Below are 26,071 nucleotides of genomic sequence, written 5' to 3' on the forward strand. Positions count from 1 at the left end.
TCGCGTTCACGATGCGGACGGCAGCGGCCGGGCTGAGCGCACCGGCGTCGCGCCCCGCGTATACTCGGCCGGGCGGCGGAGCGCATGAACGGCCGGCGCTTCGTCCTATCTCAACACTTGAAGCGACTCGATGCAAGGAGGATTCAATGCCCAACCGTTTACGTGAGCGTGACGCACGCGCTTCGACACGAGGGTTCCCGCTCAGGTTCGCTCACTGGATGAAAGGTTTCGCAATCGTGCTCTCCTTGTCCGCGACCCATGCAATGGCGCAGCAGCCGGCCGCGCCGGCCGACGGCGTCTACAACCTGCTCGTCGGCACCTACACGGGCGGCGGCAGCGACGGCATCTATGTTTACCGCTTCGATACGAAAACCGGCAGCGTCGCGCCCGTGTCGTCGGCGAAGACGGTGAATCCGTCGTACCTGTTGCCGAGCCGCGACGGTCGCACCGTCTACGCGGTCAACGAACTGCCCGGCGACGACGGGCCGGCGTCGCAGCGCGGCGGCATCAGCGCATTCCGCTTCGACGCGAAGACGGGCGCGCTGAGCTTCATCGACCGCGTGTCGTCGGAAGGGAACGATCCTTGCTACCTCGCACTGTCGCCGGACGGCAAGTACCTCGTGACCGCGAACTACTCGGTCGCGGCGGATCCGGGCGGCAGCTTCGCGGTGTTTCCGCTGCGTGACGACGGCGCGGTCGGCCCGGCCGTGCTGACCGTGCACCACGAAGGCACCGGGCCCGTGAAGGGCCGGCAGGACGGTGCGCACGTCCATTCGACGGTGTTTTCGCCGGACGGCCGCTACCTGTTCGTGCAGGATCTCGGCGCGGACAAGATCTACGGCTACCGCTACACGGTGGACGGCAGCCGCGGGCTGATCGGCCCGACCGACACGCGCTACACGCCGGTGAAGGCCGGCTCGGGCCCGCGTCACATGGTGTTCGGCGCCGACGGCCGGTTCGCGTACGTGACGAGCGAGCTCAACGCGTCGGTCGAGGTGTTCGGCTACCACGACGGCAGGCTGACGCCCGTCGAGACCGTGTCGATGACCGCGCCCGGTTTCAAGGGCAAGGTCGGCGGCGGCGCGATCCACCTGTCGCCGGACGGCCGCTTCCTGTACGTGAGCAACCGCGGCGATGCGAACGACCTCGTGATCTACGCGGTCGACCAGGCCGACGGCCGGCTGAAGCAAGTCGGCCGCCAGCCGAGCCTCGGCAGGACGCCGCGCGAGTTCCTGATCGATCCGACCGGCAAGTGGCTGATCGTCGGCAACCAGGACAGCGATACGTTCTACGTGTTCCGCCGCGACGTCGCGACCGGGGAGCTCGCCTCGGATCCGCGGAAGGTGGCGGTCGGCAAGCCGGTCGACTTCAAGCTGGTGCCGGTGCAGTAAACGAACGAGGGCGCTGCGGATGCAGCGCCCTTCGGGTTTCGGGGCGGCCGGTTTCCCGGTGCGCCCGTATCAACCGGCGGCGGCCGGCCGGCGCGCTCAGTCGGCCGCGGCCGGCACGAGCACCTCGCGGCTGCCGTTGATGCCCATCGGCGAGACCAGGCCGGCGGCTTCCATCTGCTCGACGAGGCGCGCGGCGCGGTTGTAGCCGATGCGCAACTGCCGCTGCACCGACGAGATCGACGCGCGCCGCGTGCGCACCACGAACGCGACGGCTTCGTCGTACAGCGGATCGGCTTCCGCGTCCGGCGCATCGCCGAACAGATCCTGCGTCGCGCCGTCGGCGGCCGGGCCGTCGAGGATCCCCTCCTCGTATTGCGGCTCGCCGAACTGCTTCAGGTACTCGACGATCCGGTGCACTTCCTCGTCGGCGACGAACGCGCCGTGCACGCGCTGCGGATAGCCGGTGCCCGGCGGCAGGAACAGCATGTCGCCCATGCCGAGCAGCGATTCGGCGCCCATCTGGTCGAGAATCGTGCGCGAATCGATCTTCGACGACACCTGGAACGCGACCCGCGTCGGGATGTTCGCCTTGATCAGGCCGGTAATCACGTCGACGGACGGACGCTGCGTCGCGAGGATCAGGTGGATGCCGGCCGCACGCGCCTTCTGCGCGAGCCGGGCGATCAGTTCCTCGATCTTCTTGCCGGCGACCATCATCAGGTCGGCCAGCTCGTCGATCACGACGACGATCAGCGGCAGCGTCGACAGCGGCTCGGGATCGTCGGGCGTCAGCGAGAACGGGTTGCCGATCTTCTTTTCCTTCGCTTCGGCGTCGCGGATCTTCTGGTTGAAGCCCGCGAGGTTGCGCACGCCGACGGCCGACATCAGCCGGTAGCGCTTCTCCATCTCGCCGACGCACCAGTTCAGCGCGTTCGCCGCGAGCTTCATGTCGGTGACGACCGGTGCGAGCAGGTGCGGAATGCCTTCGTAGACCGACAGCTCCAGCATCTTCGGGTCGATCATGATGAGCCGCACGTCCTCGGGCGTCGCCTTGTACAGCAGCGACAGGATCATCGCGTTGATCGCGACCGATTTGCCCGAGCCCGTCGTACCGGCGACGAGCATGTGCGGCGCCTTCGCGAGATCGGTGACGATCGGGTGGCCCGTGATGTCCTTGCCCATCGCGATCGTCAGTTGCGAGGCCGAGTGCTGGTACTGGCGCGATTCGAGGATCTCCGACAGGCGGATCATCTGCCGCTTCGCGTTCGGCAGTTCGAGGCCCATGCAGGTCTTGCCGGGAATCGTCTCGACGACGCGGATCGACGTGAGGCCGAGGCCGCGCGACAGATCCTTCATCAGCCCGACGATCTGGCTGCCGCGCACGCCGAGCGCGGGTTCGATCTCGAAGCGGGTGATGACCGGGCCGGCCGACGCGCCGACCACCGTCACCGGCACCTTGAATTCCTGCAGCCGCTGTTCGATCACCTGCGCGGTTTGCGCGAGGTGCTCGTCGGTGATCGTTTCGACGTCGCCGGACGCGGGTTCGAGCAGGTCGAGCGTCGGCAGTTCGACGTTGAACGACGCGGGTGCGTGGAATTCGAACGCGTTCGGGCGCGGCGGGCGCGCCGGCGTATCGGGGGCGGGCTGCGGCGGGGCTTCGGCCGGCTCGGTCGGTTCGGTTGGCTCGGTCGCCGCCATGGCGGTTGCCTCGACAAGCGGAGCGACGGGAAGCGTCGGCACGACGGTGGCAGCAGGCGGCGCGGCGAGATGCGCGCCAGGGAGCGTGGCTGCCGGCTGCGGTACCGCGGCCGGCACGGCTGCCGGTGCGGCGGAAACATTCAGTACGGACCAGCCGGCCGGCGACGGGGGCGTCGTGGGCGTGGGCGAGGCGGTGAACGTCGTGGCGGCGATGGCGGCCGGCGCGGATGCGGACGGCGGGGCCTGCGTCGCGGCGGTGGCGCCGAAGGGCGGCGGGGAGCCCGCGCCCGGATGCGCCGGAGCTGCCGCCGCCGTGGCCATTGCTGCGGCGGTGCCGGGCGACGTTGCCGTCATGCCGGAAGCGGCCGGTGGCACCGGCAGGCTGGCCGCCGGTTGCAGTGCGGCTGCGCCGGAGGTTTCGGATGTGCCGATTGCCGTGCCGGTCGACGAGCCTGCCGGGGGGGGCGGCAGCGTCGGTGCGGGTGCGGAGGGCGGAGCGGCGACCGAACCGAACGAGAACGTCACGGGGGCGGCGGCAACCGCTGCCGGCGTGGCTGCCTGGACGGGCGCCTGCCCCGGGGAGCTGGATGATGCAGCCGGCGTGGCGGTCGCTGCTGACGCGGCTGCGGGTGCAGCGGTCGGGGCGATCGGTGACGGTGCCGATACGTTGGCGGGCGAACTGTCGGTGACGCTTGCCACGCTGGCCGGCGCAGCCGCCGCGATTGCCGCGACGGTCGACGCCGATGCAGATCCGGCCAGCTGCGAGAGCGAAGCCGGCACGATGCCGGTCAAGCCGATCGGGGATGCCGGCGCGACAGGGGCAACGGTCGATGTCGAGACAGCCGGTCGAGCAATCGCACCGGGTGCGGCGCCGGTCGCTCGATCCGGAGAAACGGCCGGCGTGACCGGCGTGCCGCTCGACGCGAAGGCAGGTGCCGGCGCGCTCGAACCCTGGGCGGAGCCGCCGATCGGCGGCGTGGCGGCGGGCGAAGCAGCTTGCGCAACGGCAAACGGCTGGGCAGCGGCCGGCGATTTCGGCAATTCCGTGAAGGCCGGCGCATGAGGCGTGGCCGGTTGCGCGGTCGGTTGAATCGACGGCGTCCGTGCCCAATCCGTCGCTTGCGCGGTGCGCTGACCGATGGCCGGCGGCGGTGCTGCGCGTTCCGCCGTATCCGGCCCGGCGGTTTCCGACGTATCGGTCGATGCGGCCGGTGCCGAGGTTGCCGCAAACGGCCTGGTTTCGGCATGGGCGCGCGACGTCGTCTCGGCGGTCGACAACGACGGGAGGGCCGCGAATGGCGCGAGGCTCGCGACGGGTTTCGCGTCGACGTCGGCACCGGCGATGTCTCGCGTCGCGCCGTCCGCTGCCGCGCGATCGATTGCAGCGGCCGGTTGTGCGTCGTATGCGTCGTCGGTATCGATGGATACGGGTGGCTCGTGTGCGGCGATGTCGTGAACCGTTCCGGCCCTGGCCGGTACGGCGGCGGCATGGGCCGGTTCCGGTCCCGTCGCGGCCGTCGACGATTCGGCGACCGGCTTCCATGCGGACGCGTCGAACGCGGAAACCGGCGCGTCGGCGACGTCTTCCCACGGAGCGAGATCGATGGGCGCGCCGAACGACGGCGCGGGCGCGATGCCCGGGGCCTGCGGGGCGTTTGCGGTATCGACGTGGCGGATCTCGTCGCCGGCGCGGTGTGCAAGCGCGGCTTCGCCGGACGAGGCGGGCGCGACGGCGGCGCCGAAGGCCGGGGTACCCGGATCGGCAACCGGCGCCAGGAAATCGGGCGCGGCCGGCATGAACGCGTCGAGCACGATCGGCGCGGTGTCGTCATGCGCAGGCGTTGCGGCGTGTTCAACGGGAACATCGGCGGCATGCGCCGCGATGCCGTGAGTCGCGGTGAAGGTCGCCGCCGTAGCCGCGGTAGCTGCCGTAGCCGCCGCCATTCCGGCCGCAGCCGCTGCCATGCCGCCGCCCACGGCGGCTGCCGCGGCGTGCGTTGCGTCGGTCGGGGGCGTAGTGCCGAGCGTCGCCCATTGCGCCGTGCTCGCTTCGATCGAGCGCAGCGTATCGTGCACGCTCGGCGCCGGCGTGATCGGCGCGGCGGGCTTTTCCGTCCACGCGTAGAGCGGCGCGCGCGCCGGCGTCGGCGGCGCCGGGCGGCGTCGCGCCGCGTCGGGCGTCGGGCCGGCCGTGCCGGCTCCCGCGACCGGTCGCACGGGCGGGCGGGGCGGTTGCGCAACGGCCGGCCGCGGCGTGACCGCGGCGCGCGGCGCGCTCGGCTTCGACGCGGCGCTGGCCGGACGAGCGGCGGTCGGACGCGGGCGGACCGGCTCGAACCCGACCGGCAGCGGGGCCGGATCGGGGCGCGGCACCTGCGAGTTCGCTGCCGCGCGCGCGAGGCTGGCGGTACTGCCGGTCGTCGGCGGCGGCATTGCGCTGCCGGGCGGGGTCGGTGCGGGGGCCGCCGGCATGCGCTGCGGCGCGGCCGGCTTCAGCCAGCCCGACGGCGCGACAGGTTCCGCGTGCGGGCGCGGCGGCGTCTTGCTGCGCGGCTTCGGCCGCGCCTGCGGGTCGGGTTTCCACAGCGTCGGGCGCGAATAGCGGCCGTTCTGGCGCGGCGCCATCGAATTGATGGTATGTGCGGTGGTCGGCTGTACGACGTCGTCGTCGCGATGCAGCGCGCTGCGCGGCAGGTCGGCGATTCCGCGCGCGTCGTCGTCGCCGCCGTCGCGCGACAGCTTGACGCCGAACGACGTGTCGACCCATGCGGCGAACTGCCGCCAGCCGATTCCGATCAGCCAGGGCAATCCGGCGAAGAACAGCACGACCATCGCGACCGGCGTGCCGATCGGGCCGAGCACGTGGGCGAGGCCGGCCGAGAGCGCATGGCCGAGCGCGTCCGTGTCGGGGCCCGACAGCGGGCTCGTCAGCGTGCAGCTCGCCACGAACACCGCGACGAAGCCGAGCCACAGGCGGATCGAGCCGCGGCCGGCGAGCCCGCCGCCACCGGGCAGCATCGCCTGCACGAGACGCCAGAAGAGAAGGAGGAACCAGACGGCGGAGATGCCGAACCAGCCGAAGACTACCGTGTGCATGCTTTGAAACAGGAGTGGGGAGGGGCGCGCAAGGCGCGACCCGCCGAGTTTAACCGGCCGGCGAACAGGACTCCAACACGACGCGAATCCGCTTCACGCCGAGCGAGGCGTGAGCACGGCATACGCGCGTGGCGCGCCACGCAAAGGCGGTCGGTCGGCCTTTGCGCGCGCCGTGCATCAGGGGCGCCGGTGCGTGAAGGTCAGCGTCGCGCCGTCGGCGGTCACGATCTGCAGTTGCTGCGGCTCGCGCATCTGCACGCCGGTCTTGTCGACGTGGGCGAGCGCGTCGAGGAACGCGGGTTCGAGCTGGCCGCCGAGCGTATTCGGGCAGGCCATCCGCGTGCCGGCGAGCGGCCCGAAGTTCAGCAGGCCGTTCTTGATCGCGTAGGTGCCCATGTAGCGGTTGCAGCCGGAGAACCCGCTGGCGCGCCGGATGCCCGATTCGGTCGACAGCGCGAGCTTGATCGGCTCGCCGTTGTCGCCGTGCGGGATCGTGCGCGGCGTGCCGTCGGCGTTCAGCCAGCCGGTGAGTTCCCAGCTCGTGTCGTCGAGCAGCTGGACGGCGGCCGGGTTGAACGGGTCGGGCGCGGGGGCGGCGGAATCGGGGTGGGTCGGCATCGCGCAGGCGGCGAGAAGCGTGGCAAGCGTCAACGCGCACAGCGGCGCGCGCAACGGGCGAAGCAGGCCGGTGCGTGCGCGTGTGGCTGCGGACAGGTGGGACATGAGCCTCGTTCCTCTTCGGATTCTGATCAAGGCGTAAGAGTAACGCACCCGCCCCGCGGCAGGCGAGCCGACACTTCGCGCGTGAAAACGTTCGCGACCCGGGCGCGGGCCGGCGTCGGCGCGGCGCAACGCCCCGGATCCGTGCCGCGTCGCGTGTTAACATCGGAGCCGTTTTCGTCCTCCACCAGAAGCGGGAATTCACATGCAGATCGGTCAGCGGCTCGGTACGCCGCTTTCACCCTCGGCCACGCGCGTCATGCTGCTCGGCGCCGGCGAGCTCGGCAAGGAAGTCATCATCGCGTTGCAGCGTCTCGGCGTCGAAGTCGTGGCGGTCGACCGCTATCCGGACGCGCCGGGCCATCAGGTCGCGCATCGCGCGCACGTGATCGACATGACGGATGCCGCCGCGCTGCGGGCGATCGTCGAAGCCGAGAAGCCGCACCTGATCGTGCCCGAGATCGAGGCGATCGCGACCGACGCGCTCGCGGCGATCGAGGCGGCCGGCCTCGCCGAGGTGATTCCGACCGCGCGCGCGACGCAGCTCACGATGAACCGCGAAGGGATCCGCCGGCTCGCGGCCGAGTCGCTCGGCCTGCCGACGTCGCCGTATGCGTTCGCGGATTCGTTCGAGGCGTTCGAGGCGGCCGTCGCGAAGATCGGCATGCCGTGCGTCGTGAAACCGGTGATGTCGTCGTCGGGCAAGGGGCAATCGGTCTTGAAGACCGGGGCCGACGTGCGGCCCGCGTGGGACTACGCGATGGCGGGCGGGCGCGTGAATCACGGCCGCGTGATCGTCGAGGGCTTCATCGATTTCGACTACGAGATCACGCAGCTGACCGTGCGCGCGATCGACCCGGCGACCGGCGATACGCGCACCTATTTCTGCGAGCCGGTCGGCCACGTGCAGGTCGCGGGCGACTACGTCGAGTCGTGGCAGCCGCAGCCGATGAGCGCGGCGGCGCTGGAGAAATCGCGCGAGATCGCGCACAAGGTGACCGAGGCGCTCGGCGGGCGCGGGCTGTTCGGCGTCGAGCTGTTCGTGCGCGGCGACGACGTGTGGTTCTCCGAGGTGAGCCCGCGGCCGCACGATACGGGCCTCGTCACGCTCGCGTCGCAGCGCCAGTCGGAATTCGAGCTGCATGCGCGCGCGATTCTCGGGCTGCCGGTCGATCCGGCGCTCGGTACGCCGGCTGCGTCGGCCGTGATCTACGGCGGGCTCGACGAGCGCGGGATCGCGTTCGAAGGCGTGCGCGACGCGCTTGCGGTGCCGGGCGCCGACCTGCGCCTGTTCGGCAAGCCGGAAAGCTTCGCGAAACGGCGCATGGGCGTGGCGCTGGCGACCGGCGCGACCGTCGACGAGGCCCGCGAACGCGCGAAGCGCGCCGCCGCGGCCGTCCGGCCCGTGTCGGCCCGCTGATTGCACCAGGAGAGAACGATGGCGCCGAAGTGGTTGCGTATCGGAAAGCTGGGCGTCGCACTGGCGCTTGTCGCGAGTCTCACGGGTTGCGGCCTCGCGGCCGCGCCGTGCCGGGTCGCATCGGCCGGGCTCAAGATCGTGCCGCTCGTCGGCCATGTCGCGGCCGCGCCGACGGATGCGTGCGCGGACGTGATCGATCCCTGAGCGAGGCCCGCGCGCTCGCCCACCATGAATGGCGCGCCCCGCGAGGGCGCGCTCCCACCCGTCTCGTGAGAGGACCCGCATGATTCGCCAGACCTTCGCCGCGCTCGCGCTGGCCGGCGCCGCCGTTTCCGTCGCGCATGCCGCGCAACTGACCGTCGAGGAAATCGACGCCGATTCGCGCCAGTTCGCCGTCTACCAGTGCGCGAACCAGAAGCAGCCGGTACGCGTGTCGTACTGGCTCGCGGGCAACGGCCAGAGCTTCGCGCTCGTGCCGGTCAACGGGCGGCAGATGCTGTTCGTCGATACCGTATCGGCGTCGGGCGCACGCTACCAGGCCGGCCGCTATTCGTGGTGGACGAAGGGCAAGGAAGCGATGCTGCGCGACGAGATTGCCGACCAGAGTGCGCCGCCGCTGCTGGGCGATTGCGTGCAGGTCGACAAGAAAAAGAAGAAGGGCTGAGCGCCGGGTACGGGCGTGGGGCGTGCCGGCCGCGGTCGGTTCGTCGCCGTCTGGCGGGCCGCCGGGCTTGCCGGGCGGGGTTGCGAGCCGGCCGCCGACGATCCGGCGCGACTTCCCTGGATCAGGCCCCTGATATTATCCGCCCGCCTATCGGGGCTGCCCGATCGGGCAGCTCGGCGGTCGTACGGGCCCGCCCCGGCCGGCTGAACGAACCGCCGTCGAGGTCGTTCGCGGCGTTGTCACGGACAGATGGCCGCGCAGTGCTACAATACGGCCCTTTCCGCCGGCATTCGCGCCGAACGGAGTCCGCACGGCCTGGCGTCCAGCGTTCGCATTGAACCGGTCCCAAGCGCCAGAGCGGCGCCGCGCGGCGCGCCGCGGCTCCGTCTATTTCCGAATTGTGATGAGCGCAGGCCCGGCTGGCCTGACGCACGATGTCCCCGCCGCGCCTTTTGAGCGAAACGCCACCATGTCCGATTCTGTCGCCAAGCCCGTCGACGCAACCTTCGATCAATTCGGCCTTGCCGCCGATATCCTGAAAGCCATTGCGGAGCAGGGCTATACGACGCCGACGCCGATCCAGGCGCAGGCCATTCCGGTCGTGCTCGCCGGCCGCGACGTCATGGGCGCCGCGCAAACGGGTACCGGCAAGACCGCGAGTTTCTCGCTGCCGATCATCCAGCGCCTGCTGCCGCAGGCCAACACGAGCGCGTCGCCCGCGCGCCACCCGGTGCGCGCGCTGATCCTCACGCCGACCCGCGAACTCGCCGACCAGGTCGCCGCGAACGTGCACGCGTATGCGAAGCACACGCCGCTGCGCAGCGCGGTCGTGTTCGGCGGCGTCGACATGAACCCGCAGATGGCCGAGCTGCGACGCGGCGTCGAGATCCTGATCGCGACGCCGGGCCGCCTGCTCGACCACGTGCAGCAGAAGACGGCCAACCTCGGCCAGGTGCAGATCCTCGTGCTCGACGAGGCCGACCGGATGCTCGACATGGGCTTCCTGCCCGATCTGCAGCGCATCCTGAACCTGCTGCCCAAGGATCGCCAGACGCTGCTGTTCTCGGCCACCTTCTCGCCGGAAATCAAGAAGCTCGCGTCGACCTACCTGCGCAATCCGCAGACGATCGAGGTCGCGCGCAGCAACTCGACCAACGCGAACGTCACGCAGATCGTCTACGACGTCGCCGAAGGCGACAAGCAGGCGGCCGTCGTGCAACTGCTGCGCGATCGCGGCCTCAAGCAGGTGATCGTGTTCTGCAACAGCAAGATCGGCGCGAGCCGGCTGGCGCGCAACCTCGAGCGCGACGGCGTGGTCGCGTCGGCGATCCACGGCGACAAGACGCAGATCGAGCGGATGCAGGCGCTCGACGCGTTCAAGCGCGGCGAGATCGAGGCGCTGGTCGCGACCGACGTGGCCGCGCGCGGCCTCGACATCGCCGAGCTGCCGGCCGTGATCAACTTCGACCTGCCGTTCAGCGCCGAAGACTACGTGCACCGGATCGGCCGTACCGGCCGCGCGGGTGCGACGGGCGATGCGCTGTCGCTGTGCAGCCCGAACGAGCGCAAGCAGCTCGCCGATATCGAGAAGCTGATCAAGCGTCCGCTCGACGTGCAGACGCTCGTGCTCGACAAGCCGGCGCGTCATCGTCACGACGACCGTGGTGAGCGTGGCGACCGTGGCGACCGTGGCGAGCGCAACAGCGAGCAGCGGGGCGGCGAACGTGGCGGTGAGCGCGCCGGTGAGCGCGGCGGCCGTCGCGATCGCGACGAACATCGCGGTGCGTCGGGGCGCCGCCCGGGCAGTTCCGAGCGCGGTCATCACCGCCGCCACGAGGCGCCGGTCGACGATTTCTTCCTGAAGCCGTATGAGCCGTCGGCCTCGGCGAAACAGCCGGACGACGTGCAGCCGGCGCAGCAGCCGGAGAAGAAGGGGCCGAAGCGTCAGGTCGCCGCGCTGCTCGGCGGGTTCGGGATGCCGCGCAAGCCGTCGGCATAAGCCGGGCGGAGGGAACGGTGCGGCGCGCGAGCGCCGCGGGACAAGCGGGTGCATGCGACGAGCATGTGCCCGTTTTTCATTGGGGCCGTGGCCGGCGGGCTGGGAGGATGCTGATTGGCGCGCCGGCGGGCGATGCATCTGCCGTGCTGCCGGCTGAGATGGCCGCCCAACCGGGCGCGCCGGCCGCCGTCAGCTCGCCTGCGGCCCGAAGCGCCGCGCCCACGCGGCCGTCGCCGCCGCGTAGAACGCATCGAGTGTCGTACCGGCGAGCGCGCCGTCGGGCGCGAGGCCCAGATGTGCGGCCGCGGCCTGCAGCGCCGGCAGCGGATCGTCGCGCTCGAGCGCGGTCGCGCCCGTCTGCTTGCTGAGTTTTTCGCCGTTCGCATCGACGACGACGGGCACATGCAGGTATTGCGGGGTCGGCACACCGAGGCAGTGCTGCAGGTAGATCTGGCGCGCGGTCGAGTCGAGCAGGTCGGCGCCGCGCACGACGTGCGTGATGCGCGCCTCGGCATCGTCGACGACGACCGCGAGCTGATAGGCCCATTGCCCGTCCGCGCGCTTCAGCACGAAATCGCCGACTTCGGTCGCGAGGTTCTGCGATTGCGTGTGTTGCCAGCGATCGTCGAACGTGACGATCGCGGCGTCGCCGTCCGGCAAGCGCAGCCGCCACGCGCGCGCGGGCTTGCCATGCAGGCCGGTGCGGCAGGTGCCCGGGTAGGCGAGCGTCGTGTGGCGTTCGTGCGCGGCGCGCAGCGAATCGGCGATTTCCTTGCGCGTGCAGCCGCACGGATAGACGAACCCGGCTGCGACGAGCCGTTCGAGCGCGGCCGTATAGGCCGCATCGCGCGTGCTTTGCCAGACGGGCGGTTCGTCCGGCGTCATGCCGAAATGCGCGAGTGTCGCGAGGATGCCGTCGGCCGCGCCGGGGACCGTGCGCGGGCCGTCGAGATCCTCGATGCGCACGAGCCACGCGCCGCCGTGTGCGCGCGCGTCGAGCCAGCTCGCGAGCGCGCCGACCAGCGAGCCGAAGTGCAGCGGGCCCGTGGGCGACGGCGCGAAGCGGCCGCGATAGGCGGTCATCAGGGCGCGGGGCAGCGCGCGGTTACGCGGCGCTGGCCGCCGGTGCGCAGGCCGGGCACGACTCGCCGGGCACGTAGCTCGGCGATTGCTGCGCCTCTGGCGTAACGACCGCGCGGCACGCGAAGCACGTGACGTTCTCGGTGGGCTGGAGCTGCGGATTCAGCGCGGTGCGGTAGTCGAACACGAAGCAGTCGCCGTGATAGTGCGCGCCGCCGACTTCCTCGAAGTACTTCAGGATCCCGCCTTCGAGCTGGTACACGTTCTCGATGCCGATTTCCTTCATGTGGATCGCGGCCTTCTCGCAGCGGATGCCGCCCGTGCAGAACGACACGACCGTCTTGCCCTCGAGGTCGGCGCGGTTCGCGTCGATGACTTCCGGGAATTCGCTGAACTTGTCGATCCGGTAGTCGAGCGCGTCGTCGAACGTGCCGACGTCGACCTCGAACGCATTGCGCGTGTCGAGCATCACGACCGGGCGGCCCGTGTCGTCGTGGCCGCGGTCGAGCCATGCCTTCAGCGTGCGCGCGTCGACGAACGGCGCGCGGCCGAGTTCCGGCTTGATCGCGGGCTTCTTCATCGTGATGATCTCGCGCTTCAGGCGCACGAGCATGCGGCGGAACGGCTGCGAGTCGGACAGGCTCTCCTTGAACTGCAGCGTCGCGAACTTGCCTTCGAACAGCGGATCGTGGCGAATGTACGCGATGAACGCGTCGGCGGCTTCACGCGTACCGGCGATGAACAGGTTGATGCCTTCCGGCGCGAGCAGGATCGTGCCGCGCAGGCCGAGTTCGTTGCAGCGGGCGGTGACGAGCGGGCGCCATTGCTCGGTCGCGTCGAGCGACACGAAGTGGTAGGCGGCGAGGTTGACGATGGTCATGATGGTCCGACGGGAAAACGGCCGCACGGCGGCCCGCAAAAAAGGGTGCGAAGCCGGGGCGTGGATTCGAAAAACCGTATTATCCCGCAAACCGCGCCCGGGCCGGCATCCGGCCGTTCGGCCAGTCGCGCGACGTAGGGTCGCGCGCATCGGCCGAACGGCCGGTGCGGGGATTTTTTGGGCAGCCGTCGCGGCGGGGCGGCTACAATAGCGCCCATGTCAGATCCTCGCTTCGTCCATCTCCGCGTTCACTCCGAATTCTCGATTGCCGACGGCATCGTGCGCATTGACGACATCGTCAAGGCGGCGGCCGCCGACGGTCAGGGTGCGCTCGCGCTCACCGATCTTGGCAACGCATTCGGCCTCGTCCGTTTCTACCAGGAAGCCCGCGGCAAGGGCATCAAGCCGATCGCCGGCTGCGACGTCTGGATCGCCAATCCGGACGATCGCGACAAGCCGTCGCGGCTGCTGCTGCTCGTCAAGGACAAGACCGGCTACCTGAATCTCTGCGAGCTGCTGTCGAAGGCTTGGCTCACGAACCAGTACCGCGGCCGCGCGGAACTCGACGCGAGCTGGCTCGACGGCGAGCTCGCGCAGGGGCTGCTCGCGCTGTCGGGCGCGCAGCAGGGCGACATCGGGCTCGCGCTGGCCGCCGGCAACGAAGACGCCGCGCGCCGTCACGCCGAACGCTGGGCGAAGGTGTTCCCGGGCGGCTTCTACATCGAGCTGCAGCGTTATGGCCAGCCGGGCGCCGAGGCGTACATCCAGCAGGCCGCGACGCTCGCCGCGGCGCTGAAGCTGCCGGTCGTCGCGACGCACCCGACGCAGTTCATGACCGACGACGATTTCACCGCGCATGAAGCACGCGTGTGCATTTCGGAAGGCGACATCCTCGCGAACCCGCGGCGCCAGAAGCGCTTTACGACCGACCAGTACTTCCGCACGCAGGAAGGCATGGCCGCGCTGTTCGCCGATCTGCCGTCGGCGATCGCCAACACGGTGGAGATCGCGAAGCGCTGCAACCTGAAGCTCGAGCTCGGCAAGCCGAAACTGCCGCTGTTCCCGACGCCGGACGGCATGTCGCTCGACGACTACCTGGTCCAGCTGTCGAAGGAAGGGCTCGAGACGCGGCTCGTACAGCTGTATCCGGTCGAAGCCGAACGCGACGCGCAGCGCGACACGTACTACAAGCGCCTCGAATTCGAGTGCGGGACCATCACGAAGATGGGCTTTCCCGGCTACTTCCTGATCGTTGCGGACTTCATCAACTGGGCGAAGAACAACGGCGTGCCGGTCGGCCCGGGTCGCGGCTCCGGCGCCGGTTCGCTGGTCGCGTACGCGCTCGGCATTACCGACCTCGATCCGCTGCGCTACAACCTGCTGTTCGAGCGCTTCCTGAACCCGGAACGCGTGTCGATGCCCGACTTCGACATCGACTTCTGCCAGCACGGCCGCGATCGCGTGATCCAGTACGTGAAGGAGAAATACGGCGCGGACGCCGTATCGCAGATCGCGACCTTCGGCACGATGGCCGCGAAGGCGGCCGTGCGCGACATCGGCCGCGTGCTCGATCTCGGCTACATGTTCACCGACGGCGTCGCGAAGCTGATCCCGTTCAAGCCCGGCAAGCACGTGACGATCGCCGACGCGATGAAGGAGGAGCCGCAGCTTCAGGAGCGCTACGACCACGAGGACGAAGTCCACCAGCTGCTCGATCTCGCGCAGCGCGTCGAGGGCCTCACGCGCAACGTCGGGATGCACGCGGGCGGCGTGCTGATCGCGCCCGGCAAGCTGACCGATTTCTGCCCGCTGTACACGCAGGGCGACGACGGCGGCGTCGTCAGCCAGTACGACAAGGACGACGTCGAGGCAGTCGGCCTCGTGAAGTTCGACTTTCTGGGCCTCACGACGCTGACGATCCTCGACTGGGCCGAGCGCTACATTCGCCGCCTCGATCCGTCGAAGGCCGACTGGTCGCTCGCGCAGGTGCCGCTCGACGACGCCGCATCGTTCCAGATCCTGAAGAAGGCCAACACGGTCGCGGTGTTCCAGCTGGAAAGCCGCGGGATGCAGGGCATGCTGAAGGATGCGCAGCCCGACCGCTTCGAGGACATCATCGCGCTCGTGTCGTTGTATCGTCCGGGCCCGATGGACCTGATTCCGAGCTTCTGCGCGCGGAAGCACGGCCGCGAGAAGGTCGAGTACCCGGATCCGCGCGTCGAACCCGTCCTGAAAGAGACCTACGGCATCATGGTCTATCAGGAGCAGGTGATGCAGATGGCGCAGATCATCGGCGGCTACTCGCTCGGCGGCGCGGACTTGCTGCGCCGCGCGATGGGCAAGAAGAAGCCCGAGGAGATGGTCAAGCACCGCGAGATCTTCGCCGAGGGTGCGGCGAAGAACGGCCTCACGCGCGAGAAGTCCGACGAAATCTTCGACCTGATGGAGAAGTTCGCGGGCTACGGCTTCAACAAGTCGCACGCGGCTGCCTATGCGCTGCTCGCGTACTACACAGCGTGGCTGAAGGCGCACCATCCGGCCGAATTCATGGCGGCCAACATGACGCTCGCGATGGACGACACCGACAAGGTGAAGATCCTGTTCGACGACTGCGTCGTGAACAACCTCGCCGTGCTGCCGCCGGACATCAACCAGTCGCACTACCGGTTCGAGCCCGTCGCCGAAGCCGACGGCAAGCGTTCGCGCACGATCCGCTACGGCCTCGGCGCGGTGAAGGGCAGCGGCCAGAACGCGATCGAGGAAATCCTGCGCGCCCGCGAGGAGAAGGCGTTCACCGACCTGTTCGACTTCTGCGAGCGGATCGACCGGCGTGTCGTCAACCGCCGCACGGTCGAGGCGCTGATCCGCGCCGGTGCGTTCGATTCGCTGAACACGAACCGCGCGCAGCTGATCGCGTCGGTGCCGCTCGCGATGGAAGCGGCCGACCAGGCCGAGGCGAACGCGATGCAGGCGGGCCTGTTCGACATGGGCGCCGAATCGCCGCACGCGCATGCGCTCGTCGACGAGCCGGCGTGGGACGACAAGCGCCGCCTGCAGGAAGAAAAGGGCGCGCTCGGTTTCTACCTGTCCGGCCACCTGTTCGACGCGTATCGCGACGAGGTGCGCCGCTTCGTGCGGCAGAAGGTCGGCGATCTGAAGGAGGGGCGCGACAAGCTCGTCGCCGGCATCATCGCGTCGCTGCGCACGCAGATGACCCAGCGCGGCAAGATGCTGATCGCGCTGCTCGACGACGGCTCGGGCCAGTGCGAGATCACGATCTTCAACGAGCAGTTCGAGGCGAACAAGGCGCTGTTCAAGGAAGACGAGTTGCTGATCGTGCAGGGGCAGGCCCGCAACGACGCGTTCACGGGCGGCATCCGCTTCACGGCCGACACGGTGATGGATCTCGAGCGCGCACGCAGCCGCTATGCGCAGGCCGTGCGGCTGACGATGAACGGCAATGCCGATGCGGACGCGCTGCGCCGCGTGCTCGAGCCGCACGTATCGAAGGACGATCCGGCGGCCGCGCCGGCGGTCGAAGCGCCCGCGCCGCGCGGCGGTGGTCGCGACGGCGGGCGCCGCCCGCAGGCGCCGCTGCCGAACGGGCTCGCGGTCCAGATCCACTACAGCAACGCGCGGGCACAGGGTGAAATGCGTCTCGGCGATGCGTGGCGCGTGAAGCCGAGTGATGCGCTGCTGGCCGAGCTGCGTGCGGCGTTCGACGGCAGCGCCGTCGAGATCGCGTATTGAACGGGCTGAGCATCTCGATCCGATTGCCAACGGAGACCAACGAGGCTCAGCCGATTTATGGATCAAGTTTTGGACCTGTTTCCCACCGACCGTCCTCCGTGCACGATCCTGGTCGTCTGCACGCGCCGCATTGGCGACGTGCTGCTGACGACGCCGCTCGTGCGTTCGCTGAAGGTGCGCTGGCCCGAGGCGCAGATCGACGTGCTGGTGTTCCGCGGTACCGACGGCGTGCTCGAGAACAATCCGGATGTCCGGCGGGTGATCACGGTTGCGCAACGTGCCGGTATCGGCGAGCGTTTTGCCGATGCGGCGCGGATCTGGCGTCGCTACGATCTGGCGTGCGCCGCTATCAGTTCGGATCGTGCGCGGTTCTACTGTTGGTTCGCGGGCCGCAAGCGCATCGGTCTGTTGGCGCCGGAGCGCGTCACGCGTTTCAATCGCTGGATGCTCGATCGCCATGTTGTCGACGACAGCGATCTGCACACCGTCAATAGCGGTCTGCTGTTGGCGCGCGGGCTCGGCATCGCTCCGCTCGCCGACGTGGTGCCTCCCTCCGTCGGTAGCGGCGCTGCTGCAGTCGCGCGTTTCGAGCAGCATTTCGACGGCGCCGGCGAATTGCAGGGGCGGCCGTACGTGGTGCTGCATCCATATCCGATGTACGCGTACAAGCTGTGGCATCTGGAGGGCTGGGTTGAGCTCGCTACTTGGCTGCACGGTCAGGGATTCGCGATCGCATTGAGCGGTGGACCGGCGCCGGCCGAGCGCGACTATGCGGAGCAGATCGCCGGCCGGTTGCCGGGCGTCGTGCTGAATCGGGTCGGGCAGCTGTCGTTGGCGGAAAGCGCCGAGATGATTCGGCGCGCGCGTCTGTACGTGGGCCCGGATACGAGCGCCACGCATATCGCGGCGGCCACTGGTACGCCGACGCTTGCGCTGTTCGGACCGTCCGATCCGGTGCGTTGGGGTCCGTGGCCTCACGGATGGGCCGCGGCGGTCAATCCGTGGCAACGCAAGGGGACGGCGCGACACGGAAACGTCTATCTGCTGCAGGGCGAAGGCGGTTGCGTCCCGTGCCTTAACGAAGGGTGCGAGCAGCGCCTGGAAAGCCTGAGCGAATGCCTGACCACGCTCAGCTCGGCCCGCGTGATCCGGGCCGCAGGCGAATTATTGAACGTGCCGGTGCCCGACGCCCTGGTACGCGTCGATGTATTAGCGAGAGAGAACAAGCATGTTTAGCATTCTGATTCCGACCTGGAACAACCTGCCGTATTTGAAGCTGTGCATCGACAGCATTAGACGGCATTCGGCCTACGAGCACGAGATCGTCGTGCACGTGAACGACGGCAGTGACGGTACCCTCGACTGGGTGCGTGAGCAAGGCATCGCGCATACGTGGAGCCGGGGCAACGTCGGCGTGTGCATCGCGCTGAACGACGTGGCAAGGCTCGCGACGCGCGACTGGATCGTATTCATGAACGATGACATGTTCTGCACGCCGGGCTGGGATCTCGCGTTCGAAAACGCGCTGCGCCGACTCGACCACTCGTGCGCATACTTGTCGTCGCACCTGATCGAGCCGACGCAGACCGGGAACGATCTGGTATCGGTCGGCGCGTTCGGCACGGACCCGCAGACCTTCGACGAAGCCGGCCTGCTGGCGCATGCGAAGCAACTGAAGACCGTCGATCGTGACGGCGTCGCATCGCAGCCAACGCTCGTGAGCCGCGAACTGTGGCACCGCGTCGGCGGCTACAGCATCGAGTTCGGACCGGGTATGAGCAGCGATGACGATTTCCTGATCAAACTGTGGCTGGTCGGTTGCCGGGTGTTCCGCATTGTCGGCGAAAGCCGCATCTATCACTTCAGCTGCCGTAGTACCGGGCGTATCAAGCGCAATCGTGGCGGCCGTGAGTTCCTGATGAAGTGGGGCATCTCGCCGCGCGAATTCAAGAATAAGTACATGCGCGATGGCGCGGACAATCCGCGCGACGCGCTGCCGAACGTGCCGGTGCCCAGTCTGAAGAGCCGCCTGAAGCGTTTGATGTACGCGTTCGGTCGTTATCCGACGCTCGACCTCGAGGCCTGGGAGCCGAACCTGCCGGCGCAACTGCAGTTTCTCCCGCTCGCCGGGCACGACGCGCGGTCCGGCGAGAAGAACAACGTTTGAGCACGCGCCCGAGGCCGCTCAAACCGGCCTCAGCCATTGCGCGTAACGTTCGCGGTGCGCGGCCAGATGGGGCGGGAAACGTTCGGCATCTGGCGTTTGCGCAACGTAATGGCTGTTCGGGTTGAGCAGGTCCCGACCCGCATGGATCTGTGCGTCGATATACGCGAGATCCTTGTACTCGTCGCGCACGAACTCCTGCTCGGCGATGCTCTCCATCTTGAGCACGATTTTCTCCGGCGACAGCACCCACGTGAAATGCCAGCCGCCTGGCGTCAGGCGCTGTACTTCGAAGCGCCGGAACCATGCGCGGCGCAGCGAACGCAACGGTCCGGACGATTTGTATGAGCGCACCGCGTTGATGTTGCCGAAAAACCGTTCGACCTGATGCATTGTCGTGATCTTGGACCCGGCCCAGATCGCGGGCCGGCCATCGTCCTGCACGAGCTGATTGTTCAGAAAATAGGCATACGCATGCTGCTGAAAATCACCGCGGCGATAGCGCGGGTCGTATGCGCGAATCGTGGCCGGATACGGAATCTCGTCGAGGTCCGACACCAGGATCCAGTCGTCAGGCCGTGCGTCGTGCAGCCCGTGGATCAGGTAGTTGCGCTGATAGTTCTCATTCCTCCACGCGCTGCGCGCGCCCGGCGGGAAATGATCAACCACCAGATAGCGAATCTTGTCGCGGTATTTCGCGAATTTCTCGATGTCGAAATTCAGCGGTTTGGGATTGCCGGTTTGGGTGTAGACCGCTTCGGAAATCACGAAATAGTCGACGTGGTCCCACAGTGTCTCGAGTCGCAGCTCGAGCAGCATGTCCTCGTTGAAATAGCAGAAGCAGTCGTAAATCTTTGGGCGGGTCATATTCAGGCTTGCGGGTGATTGCCGCGATCGTCGCCGAGCAACATCATCTTCAGGTAGCGGTAGTACGAGGTCTCGGCATTCGAAACGGCCAGGATGAATCCCATCCTGCCGTCGAGGAAGCCCAGCTTGACGACATAGGTGCGGATGAAAGTCCACAGGCCGTGCAGCACCGCGCGGCGCAAACCTCCCGATTTGCCGCGTGCGACTTTCTGTGCCGCGCCATAACTCGAATAGCTGTCGATCTTGCCGAGCACCTCCGAAAGATCGCGGTACGTGTAATGCAGCAGAGGCGTCGCCAGCCGCGCGCAACGGGCGTCGTCGTTGCCGATCACGCGTTCGTGCACGAGATCGTCGGAGAAGCGCGCCCGGCCGCGCACAAACAGGCGCCGCACATAGTCGGGACTCCAGCCGCTGTGGCGAATCCAGGTTCCGCAGTAATTGGAGCGGCGCGGGAGATCGTAGAGTTCGGCACCCGGCGATTCGATGCAAGCCAGGATTTCGTCGCGTAGCTCGGGCGGAACGCGCTCGTCGGCATCGATCGAAAGCACCCATGTGCCGCGGGCCTGGTCCAGCGCGCGCTGCTTTTGAGCGCCGAAGCCGGGCCAGTCGGTTTCATGAACAATCGCGCCATATTCGCGACAGATGGTTTGCGTGCCGTCGGTGCTGCCGGAGTCGAACACGATGATCTCGTCGACCCAGGGCCGTAGCGATGCGAGACATGCGCCAATATCGCGCGCCTCGTTCTTGGTGATTACGATGGCGGTGAGTGTGGGGGCGGCTGTGCGGGCGGCGAAACGGTCGCTCATGAGATGTGATGCTCGGGTCGATGCAGGTCTGGCAGGGGGCGGCGAAACTCATGGAAGTATAGCAAGCGCGGACGTTTGCCATGCCGGCGGCAGCCCGGCTTCGGCGAAGCGCGTGGCGATCCCCGTGCCCGTCAGCGCCCGCGCGGCGCGCGGCACGTCGGGCGCGCCGCGGCGCTACGTCGCCCCGAAGTCCGTGTGCTATTCTCCGGCTGATATTTTCATGCAATAACCTTGCGATATCCGAAATCAATGAGCATGTTGTTCGATCGTTTGCGGCCTGGCGCGTGGTGCCGGAACGGGACGCAGCACGACCTCGCACCCGGTTGCCAGCGGAGCGATCTTGTGGCGGTGCTGGCGGCGGGACTGGGGGTAGCCGGATATCTCAGCTGGCGTGGCGCGACCAATACCGCGTTATTCATTCTGGTGCTGCTGGCGTTGCTGCACGGCCCTGCATGGGGGGCACAAGCGCGCGGCCAATGGCGCCGTTTCGCGCCGTTGATGATTGCGCTCGCCGCGCCGATCACGGCGGTCGCGATCGGACAGCTGCTTCGGCACGAATGGGTGCTGAAGGCGTTTGACGCGCCCATGCGAATGCTGCTCGGGATTCCGGTCCTTCTGTATTTCCATCAGCGGCGCATTGACTTTGCGCGTATCGTCGGCTACGCCGCTCCTCTCTGCCTGTTCGCGATGCTGATCGAGGTGTGGCTGAATCCGGCTGCCTCCAGGCAGTGGGGCGGGCGCTATGCGACTTATTTCGTCGACACCGATACGTTCGGTGTTTATGGGCTGGTGCTGACCGGCTTTTGCTTGTTCAGCTTGCGCGTTGCGTCGGGCGGCAGAGGCAGGATGCTGGCGGCGTGGCAGTCGCTCGGCGTGCTGGTCGGTATCGCGCTGATTATCGGTTCCGGCACTCGCACTGCATGGTATGTGATACCGGTGGTGTTTGCGCTGTGGATGTGGCTGAACCGGCGCTCCGTCAGATTGTGGTGGCTGCTGGTCTGTGTCGCAGTACTGGCCGCCGTGGTAATTCCTGATCATGAAGTCGCAGTGCGCCTGGCCAGCGGTTATGAAGAGATTCGCCAGTGGCTCACCGGTACGCAGCGCGACACGTCGGCTGGCCTGCGTCTGACCATGTGGCACATATCGTGGGAACTGTTCAAGCACAGTCCGTGGAGTGGCTACGGTGACACCGGATATCTCGCGTCTCTGGGCCAGCCGTGGATCACGTCGATCGCGCCGCCATCGCAGGCGATCGCGATCGAGCACGGCCCGCATAACGAACTGCTGGCGAACTTGCTGCGCTCCGGCGTGGCCGGCGGAGTCGCGGTCCTGTGTCAATTCCTGATTCCGCTCGTGTTCTTCGGGCGGCGGTGCCATGCCGCCGACGATGGCGTGAAGCGGGCGAGTCAGCTCGGCTTGATTTATATCGTTTGCGTGATGGTGATGAGTGCCGGTTTTGAAATGTTCACGCTGAAATACACTGCCTCGTTCTATGGCCTGGTGATTGCGTGCCTCGGCGCTCAGGTGCTGGCGAGCGAAGGCGCGGCACGGCAGACAGCATCGCGCACGACCGAGGTGGCACACGGATGAACCGATATGCCAAAGTCAAGGTCATTTGCCCTGGGGGCGCGATGACGGCTGGGCCCGAGGCGCTGCATCAGCTCGTCGCCGAACTGAACCGGCTCGGCCAGCCGGCGGCGATCGTGTATAGCCCGTTCGACCGGACCTTCGAGACCCCCGAACCGTATCGCAAGTACGCGGCCCCGGTGGAGGCGTATGCGGACGAGCACGGCGAGCTGATTGTGTTTCCGGAGATCATGCCGACCGACGCGCTGCGCGTGAAGCGCGCCGACGCGGCGATCTGGTGGATGTCGCTGAACAATTACACGTGCGTGCGGTATGGAAACCCGCTGCGCGATCGCTTCCGCTATTTCAAGGCGTGGATCAAGGGCAAGCGACCGCTGGGTGGAATCGGCGCGTTGCGGCATCTGAAGCACTTTGCCCAGAGTCACCATGCGCAGACGTATCTTGCGGCACGCGGCTTTTCGGTGCTGCCGTTGACCGATTCGATTCCGGTTTATACCGCGCTCGACTATCTGGCGGCGTTGCCGCAGCGGCTAGCGGCCGCGACGCACGACGATGTGATTCTGTACAACCCGAGCAAGGGACGATCCGTCACCGAGCGTTTGATGCGCGCCTATCCGCAATGGCAGTTCAAGCCGCTGCGCGGCCTGAACCGGGAGCAGCTTGCCGACGCGTTCTGCGCGGCGAAGGTCTACATCGATTTTGGACACCATCCGGGCCGGGACCGTCTGCCGCGCGAGGCGGCCGTGCACGGCTGCTGCGTGGTGACGGCCAGGCATGGCTCGGCCGGCAATCCGGTGGATGTGCCGATTCCGGACAGGTACAAGCTGGACCCGAAGGCGAGCGGGTTCGTCGAGCAGTTCGGCCAGGTCATCGACGCGATTTTCGGCGATTTTGCGGGCTGCTCCGCCGAATTTGAGCCGTACCGACATATGATCCATCGGGAGGCGGACGTGTTCGAAGCGCAGATCCGGCGCGCGTTCGAGCTCGGGGGGCCATCCGCCTTATAATTCGCTCCATTCACGGAGCTTCCCGGGCTCTTCGTCATTTGTATCAAAGGATCGTCTTGAGCAAGCACCAATCCGGCCTCAGAAAGCCAGTCGGCGATGGGGACACACAAACCACCGCGGTCGGCAAGCGGCTGTGGGCCTACGTTCGCCCGCTGGCCGGCGTGCTGCTGCTCGGCGTGCTGGCGATGGCGGTCAGTTCGGCGACAGACGCAGGCATTCCGGCACTCCTCAAGCCGCTCCTCGATCATGGCTTCGGCAGCAACGGCAGCCGCCAGGCCATGTGGTTCGTGCCGATCGCCGTGATTGGCCTCGCGTTCGCACGCGGCGCCGCGCAGTACATGTCACAGTATCTGCTGTCGTACGTGTCGAACCGGATCCTGCTGCAGATGCGTCTCGACATGTTTGCGCGCATGGTCAACACCGGCGCATCGTTTTTTCAGCGCGAAACCGCGAGCACGGTGATCAACGCGATCGTGTTTGAGGTCAATCAGATCCTCAGCGTGCTGGTGAGCGTGATGGTCACGCTGGTGCGCGATTCGTTGACCGTGATATTTCTGCTCGGCTACCTGTTCTATCTGAACTGGCGCCTGACGCTGATCATCGCGGTGATCCTTCCGGGCATCGGCTGGCTCGTCAGCAAGATCAATCGTCGTCTGCGCCGGCTCGGCCGCGATCAGCAGATGCTGACCAACGACCTGTCGTATGTCGTCGAGGAGGCGGTGGCCGGCTATAAGGTGGTTAAGGTGTATAACGGCGAGCCGTACGAAATCTCGCGTTTCAGCGAAATGGCCAAACGGCTGCGCGGCTATGCAATGCGGCTGTCAGTGGCCGGCGGCCTTGCACAACCCCTGACACAGTTCCTTGCGTCGATCGCGCTCGCGATCGTGATCACGATCGCTGTCGTGCAATCGAAGCACGATCAAACCACGGTGGGCGGCTTCGTCGCGTTCGTCACGTCGATGCTGCTGATCATTTCGCCGCTCAAGCATCTGATCGACGTGAACCAGCCGCTGCAGCGCGCGGTGACCGCCGCCGAGCTGATCTTCGGGCTGATCGACGAGCCGGCCGAGCCGCAGGGCGGCGGCCGGCCGCTCGCGCACGCGCGCGGCGAGATCGAGTTCCGCGGCGTGACGTTCGATTACGGCGCGGCGGAGCGGCCGACGCTCGACCGGATCTCGTTCAAGGTCGCGCCGGGCGAGATGGTTGCGCTGGCGGGGCCGTCCGGCAGCGGCAAGACGACGCTCGTGAACCTGCTGCCGCGCTTTTTTGATCCGACCGACGGTTCCGTCCTGGTCGACGGCGTGCCGATCGCCGACTACGACATTCATGCGCTGCGCAGCCAGATGGCGATGGTGAGTCAGGATGTCGTGCTGTTCAACGACACGATTGCCGCCAACGTCGCGTACGGGCAGACGCCCGACCGCGCGCGCGTGCAGGCCGCGCTCGAGGCCGCGAACCTCGCCGATGCGGTTGCCGCGATGCCCGACGGGCTCGATACGCTCGTCGGTGGCAACGGGATGCGGCTGTCCGGCGGCCAGCGCCAGCGGCTCGCGATCGCGCGCGCGATCTACAAGGACGCGCCGATCCTGATTCTCGACGAGGCGACCTCGGCGCTCGATTCGGAATCGGAGCGGCACGTGCAGGCGGCACTCGAGCGGCTGATGGAAGGCCGCACGACGCTCGTGATCGCGCACCGGCTGTCGACGATCGAGCGTGCGGACCGCATTCTCGTGCTCGAGGCCGGCAAGATCGCCGAGGAGGGCAGCCACGAAGAACTGCTGCGCCACGGCGGTCTGTACGCACACCTGCACCGGATCCAGTACCAGCAGCAGACGGCGTAATGCGCGGTCACGCGGTTGCGGGATGCCGTGTGCTAGTCTTCGCCGGGTAGTCCGAGTGGTTTCGTTCGACGTGACAACACGGAGGGAAGGCACGATGAAGAAGATGCACGGGATGATGCTGGCCGCCCTGGTCGCGGCGGGTTTCGCCGCACCGGCCGCGATGGCGCAGGATCATGACAACCACTACGACCAGGGCATGCAGCACGGCCGCGGCCAGATGCGCCACGAGCCGGACGTGCCGCCGCGCTGGGCCGACCAGCCGCGTCGCGAGTGGCACCGGGGCGACCGGCTGCCGCCCGAGTTCCGCGATCGCCAGTACGTGATCGACGACTGGCGCGGCTATCACCTGAGCCCGCCGCCGCGCGGCTATCAATGGGTCGGCATCGGCGGCGATCACCTGCTGGTGCAGATCGGTTCCGGCATCGTGCTGCGGATCGGCGACTGACCTTGCCGGTCGCCCCACCCGTATCGCCACGCGGCGATGCGGGCCGGGCGATCGAACCACTGCGTCACTTCGCCGCTGCGCGGCGGAACCAGCGACGCTCGATTCCCGACATCACCCAGCACACGCCCAGCGCGCACACGGTGCCGAGCGTCACCTCGCCGAGCCGCATCAGCGGAATGTCCCACAGCGGGCCGTTGCCCGGAAACAGCAGCACGATCGTCGCGGTCACGCCGCCGAGCCGTGCCGCACTGCCCACGTTCAGACACCAGCAGCAGACGATCACGACCGCGACGGTGATCGCGTACGCGACGAGGCGATCGCCGCCGAGCGCCGCGCCGGCGAAGCCCAGCACGCCGCCGACCATCGCGCCGATGAACTGGTCGCGCGACAGCGACATCGTGTCCGAATAGTTGTGCTGCGTGACGGCGATCGCGGTGATCGCGGCCCACACGGCCTGCTCGGTGTGCAGCGCGCGCCCGATCGCGTACGCGAGGCATGCGCCGCACACGGCCTGGAGCGCCATCAGCCCGCCTTGCGCGAGCCGTTCGCTGAATGACAGCCCCTTGAACAGATCGAAGATCGACTGCTGGATCTGCTGGCGGGCTTCGTTGAGTGTCCTGATCGTATCCATCATGCGTTGGCCAATAAACGGGTAA

General features: G+C 67.8%; 19 protein-coding genes. 12 read left to right on the plus strand and 7 right to left on the minus strand.

Features of this window, described 5'->3' with window-relative positions:
- Positions 1–146 precede the first annotated feature (146 nt).
- Entirely contained in the window at positions 147–1,391 is a 1,245-nt protein-coding gene (locus GQ57_RS11450; RefSeq protein WP_152603237.1) for a lactonase family protein, read from the plus strand.
- Between the two features lie 96 nt (positions 1,392–1,487).
- Here GQ57_RS11450 and GQ57_RS11455 read toward each other — a convergent pair whose 3' ends face one another.
- Positions 1,488–6,185, minus strand: a complete 4,698-nt coding sequence (locus GQ57_RS11455) for a DNA translocase FtsK (protein ID WP_034197931.1) — start codon at positions 6,183–6,185, stop codon at positions 1,488–1,490.
- A gap of 177 nt (positions 6,186–6,362) precedes the next feature.
- Positions 6,363–6,908, minus strand: coding sequence for an META domain-containing protein (locus GQ57_RS11460; RefSeq protein ID WP_034197932.1), 546 nt, complete (start codon positions 6,906–6,908; stop codon positions 6,363–6,365).
- 202 nt (positions 6,909–7,110) lie between these two features.
- Here GQ57_RS11460 and purT point away from each other — a divergent pair, with 202 nt between their 5' ends.
- The 4 genes from purT to GQ57_RS11480 all read left to right on the plus strand — a co-directional run bounded on the left by purT (position 7,111) and on the right by GQ57_RS11480 (position 10,988).
- Complete coding sequence (purT, locus tag GQ57_RS11465) at positions 7,111–8,325, plus strand: formate-dependent phosphoribosylglycinamide formyltransferase (RefSeq protein ID WP_031402834.1); 1,215 nt, start codon at positions 7,111–7,113, stop codon at positions 8,323–8,325.
- Positions 8,326–8,343: 18 nt separating this feature from the next.
- Positions 8,344–8,529 (plus strand): DUF6726 family protein, encoded by a 186-nt coding sequence (locus GQ57_RS11470; protein ID WP_031402835.1) that lies wholly within the window; start codon positions 8,344–8,346, stop codon positions 8,527–8,529.
- Positions 8,530–8,608: 79 nt separating this feature from the next.
- A complete protein-coding gene (locus GQ57_RS11475) occupies positions 8,609–8,989 on the plus strand; it encodes an MliC family protein (RefSeq protein ID WP_031402836.1) in 381 nt (126 codons plus the stop codon).
- 403 nt (positions 8,990–9,392) lie between these two features.
- Entirely contained in the window at positions 9,393–10,988 is a 1,596-nt protein-coding gene (locus GQ57_RS11480; RefSeq protein ID WP_034197933.1) for a DEAD/DEAH box helicase, read from the plus strand.
- Between the two features lie 189 nt (positions 10,989–11,177).
- Here the strand turns inward: GQ57_RS11480 and gluQRS are convergent, their stop codons facing one another.
- Both gluQRS and GQ57_RS11490 read right to left on the minus strand, forming a co-directional pair.
- The gene (gene gluQRS / locus GQ57_RS11485; protein WP_174923290.1) at positions 11,178–12,074 is read right to left on the minus strand and encodes a tRNA glutamyl-Q(34) synthetase GluQRS; all 897 of its coding nucleotides are present in this window, start codon (positions 12,072–12,074) and stop codon (positions 11,178–11,180) included.
- Between the two features lie 19 nt (positions 12,075–12,093).
- Positions 12,094–12,948, minus strand: coding sequence for a sulfurtransferase (locus GQ57_RS11490; RefSeq protein WP_031402839.1), 855 nt, complete (start codon positions 12,946–12,948; stop codon positions 12,094–12,096).
- A gap of 216 nt (positions 12,949–13,164) precedes the next feature.
- Here GQ57_RS11490 and dnaE point away from each other — a divergent pair, with 216 nt between their 5' ends.
- From dnaE to GQ57_RS11505, 3 genes are read left to right on the plus strand one after another with little or no spacing between them, the layout of a single operon-like run.
- The gene (gene dnaE, locus GQ57_RS11495) at positions 13,165–16,698 is read left to right on the plus strand and encodes a DNA polymerase III subunit alpha (protein ID WP_031402840.1); all 3,534 of its coding nucleotides are present in this window, start codon (positions 13,165–13,167) and stop codon (positions 16,696–16,698) included.
- 57 nt (positions 16,699–16,755) lie between these two features.
- Positions 16,756–17,934, plus strand: a complete 1,179-nt coding sequence (locus GQ57_RS11500) for a glycosyltransferase family 9 protein (protein WP_034197935.1) — start codon at positions 16,756–16,758, stop codon at positions 17,932–17,934.
- Positions 17,927–18,865 (plus strand): glycosyltransferase family 2 protein, encoded by a 939-nt coding sequence (locus GQ57_RS11505; protein ID WP_031402842.1) that lies wholly within the window; start codon positions 17,927–17,929, stop codon positions 18,863–18,865. The genes GQ57_RS11500 and GQ57_RS11505 overlap by 8 nt, the downstream gene beginning before the upstream one ends.
- A gap of 18 nt (positions 18,866–18,883) precedes the next feature.
- On the opposite strand, the gene GQ57_RS11510 is transcribed toward GQ57_RS11505, so the two are convergent.
- The gene (locus tag GQ57_RS11510; RefSeq protein ID WP_031402843.1) at positions 18,884–19,729 is read right to left on the minus strand and encodes a beta-1,4-mannosyl-glycoprotein beta-1,4-N-acetylglucosaminyltransferase; all 846 of its coding nucleotides are present in this window, start codon (positions 19,727–19,729) and stop codon (positions 18,884–18,886) included.
- Positions 19,730–19,731: 2 nt separating this feature from the next.
- A complete protein-coding gene (locus GQ57_RS11515; protein WP_052001261.1) occupies positions 19,732–20,535 on the minus strand; it encodes a glycosyltransferase family 2 protein in 804 nt (267 codons plus the stop codon).
- Positions 20,536–20,790: 255 nt separating this feature from the next.
- Between GQ57_RS11515 and GQ57_RS11520 the strand changes: the two genes are divergently transcribed.
- The 4 genes from GQ57_RS11520 (at position 20,791) to GQ57_RS11535 (ending at position 25,415) form a co-directional block, all read left to right on the plus strand.
- On the plus strand, positions 20,791–22,125 hold the full coding sequence (locus tag GQ57_RS11520; RefSeq protein ID WP_235212808.1) for an O-antigen ligase family protein: 1,335 nt from the start codon (positions 20,791–20,793) through the stop codon (positions 22,123–22,125).
- A complete protein-coding gene (locus GQ57_RS11525) occupies positions 22,044–23,129 on the plus strand; it encodes a hypothetical protein (RefSeq protein WP_235215051.1) in 1,086 nt (361 codons plus the stop codon). The genes GQ57_RS11520 and GQ57_RS11525 overlap by 82 nt, the downstream gene beginning before the upstream one ends.
- Positions 23,130–23,185: 56 nt before the next feature.
- Positions 23,186–24,970 carry a lipid A export permease/ATP-binding protein MsbA gene (msbA, locus tag GQ57_RS11530; RefSeq protein ID WP_031402847.1) on the plus strand — a complete coding sequence of 595 codons (1,785 nt, stop codon included), beginning with the start codon at positions 23,186–23,188 and terminating at the stop codon, positions 24,968–24,970.
- Positions 24,971–25,064: 94 nt separating this feature from the next.
- On the plus strand, positions 25,065–25,415 hold the full coding sequence (locus GQ57_RS11535) for an RcnB family protein (RefSeq protein ID WP_031402848.1): 351 nt from the start codon (positions 25,065–25,067) through the stop codon (positions 25,413–25,415).
- 64 nt (positions 25,416–25,479) lie between these two features.
- Here the strand turns inward: GQ57_RS11535 and GQ57_RS11540 are convergent, their stop codons facing one another.
- Positions 25,480–26,046: an FUSC family protein gene (locus GQ57_RS11540; protein ID WP_031402849.1), complete on the minus strand. Its 567-nt coding sequence runs from the start codon at positions 26,044–26,046 to the stop codon at positions 25,480–25,482.
- Positions 26,047–26,071 lie beyond the last annotated feature (25 nt).

The sequence above is a fragment of the Burkholderia sp. MSh2 genome (genome assembly GCF_000731655.1).
Taxonomy (GTDB): Bacteria; Pseudomonadota; Gammaproteobacteria; order Burkholderiales; family Burkholderiaceae; genus Burkholderia; species Burkholderia paludis.

What these genes read in the sequence shown, in the direction of transcription:
- GQ57_RS11455 (WP_034197931.1), bottom strand. Translation starts at nt 6,185, where the DNA reads ATGCACACGGTAGTCTTCGGCTGGTTCGGCATCTCCGCCGTCTGGTTC.
- GQ57_RS11500 (WP_034197935.1), top strand. Translation starts at nt 16,756, where the DNA reads ATGGATCAAGTTTTGGACCTGTTTCCCACCGACCGTCCTCCGTGCACG.
- GQ57_RS11470 (WP_031402835.1), top strand. Translation starts at nt 8,344, where the DNA reads ATGGCGCCGAAGTGGTTGCGTATCGGAAAGCTGGGCGTCGCACTGGCG.
- GQ57_RS11475 (WP_031402836.1), top strand. Translation starts at nt 8,609, where the DNA reads ATGATTCGCCAGACCTTCGCCGCGCTCGCGCTGGCCGGCGCCGCCGTT.
- GQ57_RS11490 (WP_031402839.1), bottom strand. Translation starts at nt 12,948, where the DNA reads ATGACCATCGTCAACCTCGCCGCCTACCACTTCGTGTCGCTCGACGCG.
- GQ57_RS11535 (WP_031402848.1), top strand. Translation starts at nt 25,065, where the DNA reads ATGAAGAAGATGCACGGGATGATGCTGGCCGCCCTGGTCGCGGCGGGT.
- GQ57_RS11450 (WP_152603237.1), top strand. Translation starts at nt 147, where the DNA reads ATGCCCAACCGTTTACGTGAGCGTGACGCACGCGCTTCGACACGAGGG.
- GQ57_RS11480 (WP_034197933.1), top strand. Translation starts at nt 9,393, where the DNA reads ATGAGCGCAGGCCCGGCTGGCCTGACGCACGATGTCCCCGCCGCGCCT.
- GQ57_RS11460 (WP_034197932.1), bottom strand. Translation starts at nt 6,908, where the DNA reads ATGTCCCACCTGTCCGCAGCCACACGCGCACGCACCGGCCTGCTTCGC.
- GQ57_RS11515 (WP_052001261.1), bottom strand. Translation starts at nt 20,535, where the DNA reads ATGAGCGACCGTTTCGCCGCCCGCACAGCCGCCCCCACACTCACCGCC.
- GQ57_RS11505 (WP_031402842.1), top strand. Translation starts at nt 17,927, where the DNA reads ATGTTTAGCATTCTGATTCCGACCTGGAACAACCTGCCGTATTTGAAG.
- purT (WP_031402834.1), top strand. Translation starts at nt 7,111, where the DNA reads ATGCAGATCGGTCAGCGGCTCGGTACGCCGCTTTCACCCTCGGCCACG.
- GQ57_RS11540 (WP_031402849.1), bottom strand. Translation starts at nt 26,046, where the DNA reads ATGGATACGATCAGGACACTCAACGAAGCCCGCCAGCAGATCCAGCAG.
- dnaE (WP_031402840.1), top strand. Translation starts at nt 13,165, where the DNA reads ATGTCAGATCCTCGCTTCGTCCATCTCCGCGTTCACTCCGAATTCTCG.
- GQ57_RS11520 (WP_235212808.1), top strand. Translation starts at nt 20,791, where the DNA reads ATGTTGTTCGATCGTTTGCGGCCTGGCGCGTGGTGCCGGAACGGGACG.
- GQ57_RS11510 (WP_031402843.1), bottom strand. Translation starts at nt 19,729, where the DNA reads ATGACCCGCCCAAAGATTTACGACTGCTTCTGCTATTTCAACGAGGAC.